9 protein-coding genes are annotated in these 9,570 nt (G+C 62.9%); 1 reads left to right on the top strand and 8 read right to left on the bottom strand.

What is annotated here, in order from left to right; translation table 11 throughout:
* On the top strand, positions 1–1,176 hold a 1,176-nt coding region (locus K1X71_18475), incomplete at its 5' end, for a PDZ domain-containing protein (GenBank protein MBX7075133.1).
* A 780-nt stretch (positions 1,177–1,956) separates the two neighbouring features.
* Here the strand turns inward: K1X71_18475 and K1X71_18470 are convergent.
* The 8 genes from K1X71_18470 to K1X71_18435 all read right to left on the bottom strand — a co-directional run bounded on the left by K1X71_18470 (position 1,957) and on the right by K1X71_18435 (position 9,532).
* Positions 1,957–2,436, bottom strand: a complete 480-nt coding sequence (locus tag K1X71_18470) for a hypothetical protein (protein ID MBX7075132.1) — start codon at positions 2,434–2,436, stop codon at positions 1,957–1,959.
* An 82-nt stretch (positions 2,437–2,518) separates the two neighbouring features.
* A complete protein-coding gene (locus tag K1X71_18465) occupies positions 2,519–3,772 on the bottom strand; it encodes a dipeptidase (protein ID MBX7075131.1) in 1,254 nt (417 codons plus the stop codon).
* Between the two features lie 18 nt (positions 3,773–3,790).
* Positions 3,791–4,546 carry an SDR family oxidoreductase gene (locus K1X71_18460; protein ID MBX7075130.1) on the bottom strand — a complete coding sequence of 252 codons (756 nt, stop codon included), beginning with the start codon at positions 4,544–4,546 and terminating at the stop codon, positions 3,791–3,793.
* Between the two features lie 27 nt (positions 4,547–4,573).
* Positions 4,574–5,635, bottom strand: a complete 1,062-nt coding sequence (locus K1X71_18455; protein MBX7075129.1) for a hypothetical protein — start codon at positions 5,633–5,635, stop codon at positions 4,574–4,576.
* Positions 5,636–5,752: 117 nt separating this feature from the next.
* Positions 5,753–6,250, bottom strand: coding sequence for a hypothetical protein (locus K1X71_18450; protein ID MBX7075128.1), 498 nt, complete (start codon positions 6,248–6,250; stop codon positions 5,753–5,755).
* A gap of 21 nt (positions 6,251–6,271) precedes the next feature.
* The gene (locus K1X71_18445; GenBank protein MBX7075127.1) at positions 6,272–7,246 is read right to left on the bottom strand and encodes a ParB/RepB/Spo0J family partition protein; all 975 of its coding nucleotides are present in this window, start codon (positions 7,244–7,246) and stop codon (positions 6,272–6,274) included.
* The gene (locus tag K1X71_18440; protein ID MBX7075126.1) at positions 7,239–7,985 is read right to left on the bottom strand and encodes a ParA family protein; all 747 of its coding nucleotides are present in this window, start codon (positions 7,983–7,985) and stop codon (positions 7,239–7,241) included. The genes K1X71_18445 and K1X71_18440 overlap by 8 nt, the downstream gene beginning before the upstream one ends.
* 251 nt (positions 7,986–8,236) lie before the next feature.
* The gene (locus tag K1X71_18435) at positions 8,237–9,532 is read right to left on the bottom strand and encodes a DUF1015 domain-containing protein (GenBank protein ID MBX7075125.1); all 1,296 of its coding nucleotides are present in this window, start codon (positions 9,530–9,532) and stop codon (positions 8,237–8,239) included.
* Positions 9,533–9,570: the final 38 nt, after the last annotated feature.

The following is a 9,570-nucleotide window of genomic DNA, read 5'->3' as shown; positions in this document are numbered from 1 at the left end:
CACGCCCATTATCTCGAACCGGTCGACCGCAGCGTGCTTTTGCGGGCCGCCCTGCGCGGCATGACCTCGCGACTCGATCCCTACTCCGAGTTTGTCGCGCCCCACGAATACACGCAGCTACAAGAAAGCCTGGAACAGCACTTTGGCGGCGTTGGCATTCAGCTCAGCCTCGACCCCGAAACCAAGCAACTTACCGTCGTCAGTCCGCTGGTCGGCACCCCCGCCTATCGGGCCGGTGTGTTGGCGGGAGACAAGATCGTCGAGATCGACGGCAAGAGCACCCGCGATTTCGTCATTGAAGACGCCGCCAAACTCCTCCGCGGCACGCCGGGAACTGGCGTCGATCTCACCGTGGTGCATGTCGGTCAAGAAGAACCAGTCACACTGCACATCGAACGCGCGGTGATTGAGATCGAGAGCGTGCTCGGCGATACCCGATTGCCCGACGGCAGTTGGAACTACATCCTCCCGGCGCATCCAGAGATCGCCTACATCCGCATTGTGCAGTTCAGCGAGCATACGACCGATGAGTTGCGCAGCGCACTGGCTGCCGCCACCCAGGCGGGCGCCAAGGCCGCTATTTTGGACCTGCGCAACGACCCCGGCGGACTGTTGGACCAGGCGGTCTCGGTGAGTGGACTGTTCATCAAAGACGGCGTGATCGTCTCCACGCGCGGCCGCGGCGGGGTGCAAAACGACGTCTACCGCGCCGACGGATCGGCCCCTTATGCCGATCTGCCGCTGGTCGTGCTGGTCAACCAATTCAGCGCCAGCGCCAGTGAGGTGGTCGCCGCCGCATTGCAAGACCACGAGCGGGCGACGATCATCGGCCAGCGCACCTACGGTAAGGGGAGCGTGCAGCAAGTTTTCCCGCTCGAAGGAGGCCAAAGCGGCCTCAAGCTGACTACCTACAGCTATTGGCGACCCAGCGGCAAAAACATCCACCGCCTCAAAGAGGCGGGCGACGACCAGGAGTGGGGGGTCTCGCCCAACGATGGTTTCGAGGTCAAGCTCGACGACGAACAGCTCAAGAGCTGGTTCAAGTTCCGCCGCGACCGCGACATCGTGCATCCCGGCGACGCGCCACCCGACACCGCCGCGGAACTGTTCGAGGTCGATCCGCAACTCCGTCGTGCCGTCGAGCACCTTGAGTCCGTCCTGAAGCTCAGCGCATAACTGGCTTTTGTGTCAGCCAAACGGCCCGCCGGAATTGTCGTACGGCGATTCCGAAAACTCCGAAAACCAGCGCGCGAAAAGTCGCACCTGTCACTCGCCGTAACTGACGACCGCGACACGTCTTGGAGTTCACGGCGTCGCGTGGATTTTGTTTTCGGAGTCGGCGGTTTTCGGAGTTTACCCCCCCTGTTTTTCGCGTTTGCTCCGAATTGAAAAACGCTTGCCGCGTGGCGACTCAAAATTCCGCGAAAATACTTGTCGATTTTTGAGCCACGAATTTGTTAGGTTGTCGCTGGAGCCAATTAGCGCGACGAACCTTCGCAAGATCACCCCGGTCGATGTGAACACGACTCCGTTAAGTGGGTGATCTTGAGATGACAAAACAGCGGCGCAAGTCGTTGTTGGGCGCCGCGCTGGTGTGCAGCTTTTGCAACGGCCTTGCACGGCGCTTGATAAGCCTCGTCACCTGGAGAAACCCTAGCGGAAATAACCAAACTGCACACGGTTCAATAACCGGCTGTCGCCCAACGGCTTAGCGAAACCGAGCCCGGTCGCCCGCATTACGCTCGCCTGTGGCCCAAGAAATGCTCCTCTCGGCAAGACGCATAGCAACGCGTCTTTGCCCAAGATGGGAGAAACGCCATGGTCCAGTCGCCGCATGCGATCGCGCTGTCCGTCCGCTGCGAGTTGCCGCCGACTCTGGCGAGCGTACTCGATTGGCACGCGATTTCCCAATCGCGTGGCGGGGAGCCTCCTCGCACAGACCGCTGGCCGTAGGCGCTAGGAGCCCAGAGCCTCCTTCGCCAGCCGGGCCACGCGGGCCTGCTTCGAGCCGGCCGCCTCGCGTAATAGCTCCACGGCTTCGGCGGGTTTGCTCGGCATTTGACCGAGCGCCCACACAATTCGCTCCTGTGCGGCAGTCTCGCTGGTGCGTCGAAACGCCGCCACCAGCGCCGGCGCGGCGCTAGCGCCGTTGGCGCCCAAGCGGCCCACCAGCGTCGCTCCCCAATACAGCGCGTCGCCATCGACCTGGGCCAACAATCGGGTCAGTTCTGGCAGCGATTCGGGCGCTGGACTCTCCAGCGATTCGAGCGCGCTCACCGCCATCTCGCGTAGTTCCTCGTCCGCTTCGGCGGCTAGCGGCACAAGCTGCGCCGCGGCCCGCTTCGCCAAATCGGGGTCGGTCATCGCCTTTTCCAGCGCCTGCCGCCGCACTGCGGCATCGGTCGATTGCAGATCGCGCGCAAGGTCACCAGCCATGGTTTCACCTGACAACAGAAGTGTGATCGAAATCATCCAACCCGCGGAATGCATTGGTCGCCGCTTGTGCGCGCCCACTCCTTCAATTCGCTTTCGTTTCCGATTGCAACTGGTGAGCCACCTGCTCGGCCGCCCGCAGCGCCCGCAACACGTTGCCCCCCAGAATCTTCTCGATTGCCGCCGGTTCGTAGCCGCGATTGAGCAGTTCCTGGGTGATATACGGGTAGCACGACACATCTTCAAGTTGCGCCGGCACGGCGGCAATGCCGTCGTAGTCGGACCCCAACCCCACATGGTCGATCCCCGCCACCTTCGCGATATGCTCGATGTGGTCCACCACGTCATGCACGCTGCCGTGATCGATCGGGTGTTCCAGCCGCCAAGCCTTCATTGCCTTTTCCAGTTCGGCGTCGTCGGTGTGTTTGGCCCGCAACGTGCGATACACGTCGAACATGTCGGACATCACCTGCGCCGATTTCGGCACCACAAAGCCCGGAAAAAAGTTCACCATCACCACGCCGCCATTGTCGGCCACCAGGCGCAACACTTCGTCGGGCACGTTGCGCGGGTGCTTGGCCACCGCGTAGGCCGAAGAATGCGAGGCGATCACCGGCGCCTGCGTCGCCCGCAGCGCGTCGCGCATCGTCTCCTCCGACACGTGCGAAATGTCGACCAGCATCCCCAGCCGGTTCATCTCGCGCACGACCTCAATGCCAAACAGCGACAGCCCGCCGCTGCGAGCCTGATCGGTCGCCGCGTCGGCCCAGTCGAGTGTGTCGCTGTGCGTCAGCGTCATGTAGCGAGCGCCCAGCTCATAATACATCCGCAACACGCCCAGCGAATTATCGATCGAATGCCCCCCTTCCAACCCGATGAGCGACGCGATCTTGCCCGCCGCGCGAATCCGCTCCACGTCGTCCGCGGTGAATGCCTGTTCGAACACGTCCGGATAACGCCGAATCATTTGCTGAATCAGGTCGATCTGTTCCAGCGTTTGCCGCACGGCGCCGCCCGTGCGGATGGTGTCGGCCGGCACATAAGCCGACCAGAATTGCGCTCCGACGCCGCCGCGGCGCAGGCGCGGTATGTCGGTGTGCATCGTCGGCTGTGGAAGCCGGATATCGGTCTGGTCGAACGAAGCGTGATGCTTGGTGCGCATCTCCCACGGCAAATCGTTGTGCCCGTCGATCACTGGCGCCCGCTTGTGCAACTCCAGCGCTTGCTCGCTCAGCACCACCGCGGCGCGCGGCTTACTCTCCGCCCCGACATCGTCGGCAATCGCTGCTGCGCCGCACACGAGTGTCAGAATCGCGATGGTCCCCACTTTCAGCGGCATTCGCGCACCTTTCTGAGGCTAAAACATCACCCGGCCGCCATCGGCCGTAACCACCTGGCCGGTAATAAAGCTCGAATCCTCGCTCAGCAAGAAGCGGATCACGGCGGCGATCTCCTCCGGCTGGGCCACCCGCCGCAGCGGCGTCTCGCTCGCCACGTTGTCGATCACCTGCTGCGTGAACACGCGCATCATCGCGGTGTCGGTCAGACCCGGCGCCACGCAATTGACACGCACATTGTGCGGGCCAAACGCCTCGGCCGCGCTGCGGGCCAGCGCCACCATCCCCAACTTCGACGCAGAATAGTGAAACTGTTTCGGCCGTGGCCGAAATGCCGCAATCGACGATACCAGCACCACCCGCCCAAACCGCCGGGCGATCATCTCGTCCTTCACCGCGAACAGCACCAGATACGTGCCGTTCAGATTCACGTCGATCGTCTCGCGCCACACCTCCCAGGTCAGTTCGGTGTGCTCGCAGATATTGCTGATCGCCCCGCAATGGGCCAAAAGGTCGATCGGTCCCAGCGCTTTGCGAACGCTCTCGACCATGCCGTTCACGTCGTCTGGGCGCGAGACATCGCAGCGGATCGGCAGCGCTCGGCGCCCCAGTCGTTTGATCTCGTCAACCACGGCGGCCGCTTCGTCCTCGCGGGTAGCGTAGCTAATCGCCACATCGGCGCCTTCCTCGGCCAATCGCAGCGCCGTGGCCCGGCCAATGCATCGCGAGCCACCCGTCACCAGTGCTACGCGGCCTGCAAAATTCGCTTCGCTCATTGCGCTTCGCGTTGTCTCAAGGGCCGCTTAAAGGGGTTGGCGCCTCATCGCGGCCACGCACAACTCTTGCCGGTTGTGCGCCAGTTGCCGCGCGCGGACGTCATCGTAACCCCAGCTTCGCACCCGTGCCACGAATTCGGGGATCTGCTCGGCCAGTTCCCACGTGAGCAGTTTGAGCGTCAGCAACAGCCCCTCAATCGCGACCTCCGGATGGGTGACGATCGATTCGACCGTGTCCAGGGTATAGCTCGGCGCCACGTTCAGATCGGCCGTGAGCCAGCGCGTCTTGCGAAACTCACGCCGCCGCACTTCCTGCCCCCGCTTGCGCACATGGGTGAACTGCGGATGGGCAAGCACGTCGGGATGCATCTCCGCCGGATCGATGCCCGTCACGATGAGACCGCGTTCGAGCAGCGCCTGCGAGGCGCCCCCCGGAGAGCTACCAATCTCGGCCACCCGGTCCTTTGGCTTCACCGGCAAGCCGGACCAGCGCAGTGCTTCTTCCATCTTCAGATACGCTCGCGAGGCCACCTGGTCTGGCGCCGCGATGGTCGGTATGCCGCCGGGCCAGTCGGTCGCGCCACCCCACGCTCGGTGGTATCCAACCCACCAAGCCCCATCGCGTGCGAGCACCACGTCGAGCACCAGGTCGCCCGAGTTGGCAATCGCCTCCGCCTGCACTCCCCTCTCGACCGGTTGGACCGCCAAGATCGCCTCGCGCATGGCCAAAGCGCCGGCGGTGATGCAAGGCGCGTAGCCATGTTCCCCCGCCGCGGCGATGTCGCGCTCCCATACGTGCAGTCGCGCAGGCGCCAAGTCTCCGGCCAATCGCCACACTTCGCCCGCCGCCGTTTCGATTGGCTCCGCCGCCACCTTGCCCAGCGAAAGCGCATGCGCTCGCGCGAACACCAAACTCGGATCGAATTGGTCAGCGAGTTGCAAACCTACTGGCAGTTTGAACGTCACAAACCCCGGCCGCGAATAGGCGAATTGCCACAATGGCCAAGTCCGCGCCACCTCTTGCTTCAGCGCTGCTTCGGCGCCAATTTGGCAGGTGAAATACAAGAACGAAGTACGAGGCTCGGGCACAGACGACCGTGGGGAAGATGGGCATTTTCAGAATGCTGGCAAGCGCTCGCCAGCGATGTTGCCCGATTATTCCCCGATTCGCCTCGCGGCGATAGCGGCCGGCTATTCAATTACTTCCTAAGGCTGCGCTTCTGGCTCCGGTACGCGACCGAAGTATCCGGAGTAATCCATGTAGCGTGGGCGCCTTCGTACCACGCTTGGCCGGGTTTGCTTGGCCCGGCCGGACGACTTGGCCTGCGTCTCGCGATCGACCTCCGATTGCAGCCGATGGATCGACGACCGATCCTGGTGATTGACCTGATTCTGTTCAAGCTGTGGCCGCACCAGCGTGTAGTAGTTGAACACTGCCGGCATGCCGTCGCGCAGCATATTCACATAAGGGCTGACGGTGGGCGCCCGGTAGGCCGTTTGCAGCTGTTGCTGCTGCCTTGCTCGCCACAGCTTGGCGCTCGACTCTTGCGCGGCTGCGCTTGCCGCTGGCAATCCGGCGCACAGAGTGGCAATCAGCAGGTGGCGAGTGCGCATGGCAAGGCTCCAGGGCCAATGAGAATCGCGCGAGGCGGCGGCCTCAAGATCGGCAATCTCGGCCAGCTTCTTGAGGAGAATCGAATTCACCAAGCGCCATTGTTCGCCCGTTTAGCCCGCCAGTCGAGCCCGGGCCTCGCCGGTGATCTGATCCCGGAGCCGTTCGAACTCGTCGTGGTCGGCAAAGTAGATCACGATCTTGCCCCGCTCGCGCGTGCCCAATTTTACGTCGACACGCGCCCCCAAGGCGTGGCGCAATTCTTGTTCCAGCGCCGCCAACTGCTGGCTCTTCTTGGGCCGCGCCGATTTTGGCCTGGCGCCGGCCCCGGTGGCCAAGGCTGGCGCCTCTTCCTCACCGGCGTTGATTGTCTCGCTCACCAGTTCCTCGGTAGCGCGAACGCTCAATCCTTCCTGTTGAATCCGCTGGCAGAAGGCGATCTGTTCGTCTTCCTCGCCCAGCGGCAAGAGGGCCCGCGCATGTCCCTGGGTAATGCTGCCAGCGCGCAGCGCCTGTTGCACGGCGGTTGGTAGCTCCAGCAGGCGTATCAGGTTGGCGATGGTCGAGCGGTCCACCTTGAGTCGCCCAGCCAGTTCTTCCTGTGTGCAGCCATACTGCTGCAAGTACTGTTGAAACGAGACCCCTTTCTCCAGCGCGTTCAGATCGCGCCGCTGGAGGTTCTCAACAATCGCCAGCTCCGCCATCTCGCGGTCGGTCGCGTCGCGAATGTGCGCCGGCACCTCCTGCCAACCCGCCTTGATTGCGGCCCGCAACCGGCGCTCGCCGCTAATAAGCTGGTAGCGCTCCCCCCACTTGCGGACGACGATCGGCTGCAACAATCCGTGCGCCGCCAAGCTCTCAGACAGCTCTCTCAGATCGTCTTCAGTGAAGTCCCGACGCGGCTGGTACGGATTGCTGTCAACGATCTGCACGCGCACCGTGCTGGCGCTCTCGCTAGCGGTGGCCACTGGCGCCGCGGCGAATGCGTCCTCTCGCGCCGGTTCTCCCATGCCCGGCTCTCCCGAAAAATCCGCCGGTCGGCCCAACAAGGCTTCGAGCCCACGTCCCAAGCGTCGTTCCTTACTCACGGTCTAATACCTCCATGCAAAGCTCAATGTAGGCTCGGGCGCCGCGCGACCGCGGCGCATAGTCGATCACCGACAGCCCATGGCTCGGCGCCTCGCACACGGCCACATCGCGCGGGATTGGCGTTTGGTACACAATGTCGCCGAAGAAGTCGCGCACCTCTTCGTCCACTTCGCTCGTTAGCTCCAGCGCCGGGTCGTACATGGTGAGCACGATGCCGCCAAATTGCAGCCGGCTCGGGCTGGTGGCCATCACCTGGCGGATGACGTCGATCATCTGCGCCAGCCCCTCCATCGCGAAGTACTCGCATTGGATAGGCATCAGCACTTCGGTCGAACTGGCCAGCGCCGTTCGCGTGAGCTGACCCAACGACGGCGGGCAATCGATCAGCACAAAGTCGTATGCGGTCATGCCCCCGAGCAGGTGTTGCCGCAGGGTGGCCGCATGGTCCTCGCCACTGGTGGCCAGGCGTTCCACATCCTGAAAGCTGCGGCAGCCTGGCAGCACCTCCAGCCCCTCGATCTCGGTCGCGCACAACGATTCTTTGAGCGGCGCTTGGGAGACCAGCGGATGCCGCGCGGATGGCTTCAGCCCGAGGCCGGTGGTGGCGTTGCATTGCGGGTCGAGGTCGATGAGCAACGTCCGGTTACCCGCCTTGGCCAGGCCCACGGCCAGATTGACCGCCGTCGTGGTCTTGCCGACGCCTCCCTTTTGATTGGCAACGCACAATATGCGGCTCATCGCCGTCGCTCGTTTGGCTGGCGCAAAGGTGTCGAAAATGCCCCGGCGGCCGGTTCCTGCGGCGGGCGATTCTAATCGTGCGCCGTGAATGCGGAGAACAGCACTTTCCACGGTCCGCTAATCGGCACGTTTCACGTGAAACGCAGACTCAAGTGATTGCGACTGGCCGCATGGCAGGCGCAATGGGCGCATACTCGCCGACTGCTAGCACTCCGTTTCACGTGAAACGCCACGCAGCCGGCGCCGTGCGACTATTCGAGAGGGTTAATTACCAACCCCGAGAGCAGCTTGGGATAGAAATATGTGCTCTTCGCCGGCATCCGTTCTTGATGCTCGCTGATCGACTGAATGTGTTCGAGCGTCGCCGGCATGACCAGCGCGGCCAGCGGGTACTCGCCGGTCTCCAGTTCGTCGACAACTTCACTAACCAGATGCACGTACGTCGGCTTCGGCAGGTCTTTGGCCTGCAGCAGGTCATCCACAATCAAGCGGTGCAGCAGGGCCACCCCCAGGTCGCGCCAGTCTTCGCTGTGCTCGGCGGCGATTTCCGCCATCCGCTTTCGACCCGGTTCGGCCAGCGTGACCAGCGTCCAGCGATCGTCAGATTGGGTGTAGAGGCCAATCGCGCCTTGGTCCCCTCGGCTTTCGATTTCGTCCCAAACCGTATTGGCCAAATCGGATCCTTCGCCCATCACCTTGGTGTCGAAGCAGGGGCGCAACTTCTCGGACAGTTGCTTGGAATCGAGCTTTGCAATGCCGCGAAATAGCCGATGCGTCGGTAGCACCACCATGCCAGCATCGCTCATGCCGACGCACATCATCAGCACCGAGTTGGCCGCTTCGGTGAATGTGCCTGCGGCTTTTAACTCGTCCCGGTAGTTGCACGCCGTTTCGTAGCGGTGATGTCCATCGGCGATGAACATTGGCCTGGGCCCCATGAGCCTGGCGACATCGCCAATTACCTTGGCGTCGGTCACCCGCCAAATGCGATGCACCACTCCCAGGTGGTCGGTCGCCTCGATCGGCGGTTGGCCAGCGACGGCCTTTTCCAACAACTCCTGCACCTCGTTCGTCGGGTCTGGAAACAGGCCAAACACCTGGCTCAGGTTCGCCCGGCAGGCCCGTGTAAGCAACAGCCGATCGGCCTTGGGGCCCGCCATCGTCTCCTCGTGCGGGTAGATTGTCCCCTCGCCAAATCGCTCCAGCCCCACACGCGCCATGAAGCCTCGCCGGGTGTGCCGCTGGCCAGCGTGATCAAAGATTTGGTGATAGACGAATAGCGCCGGTTCGCCATCGGTTTGCAACACCCCTTCCGACTGCCAGTTGCGTAGGAACTTCGCTGCTCGCGAGTAGCGGTTGCTGCGCTCGTCGTCCCCCGGCTCCTCGCGGTTTAAGATCAGGCGCACCACGTTGGCCGGGTGCTTCTTGTAGAGCTGTTCCTGTAGCTCCGGGCCAATCACGTCGTATGGCGGCGCGATCACGTCCGAGAGCGAACCGACCTGCCCCAGGTTGTAACGAATTCCCCGAAAGGCCTGAATCTGTGCCATGTGAAGCTGGGTAACCTGCGTGCGCGTGAAACAAAAAG

Source organism: Pirellulales bacterium, assembly GCA_019694455.1.
GTDB lineage: Bacteria > Planctomycetota > Planctomycetia > Pirellulales > JAEUIK01 > JAIBBY01.
This window is presented reverse-complemented; position numbering and strand designations above follow the sequence as displayed.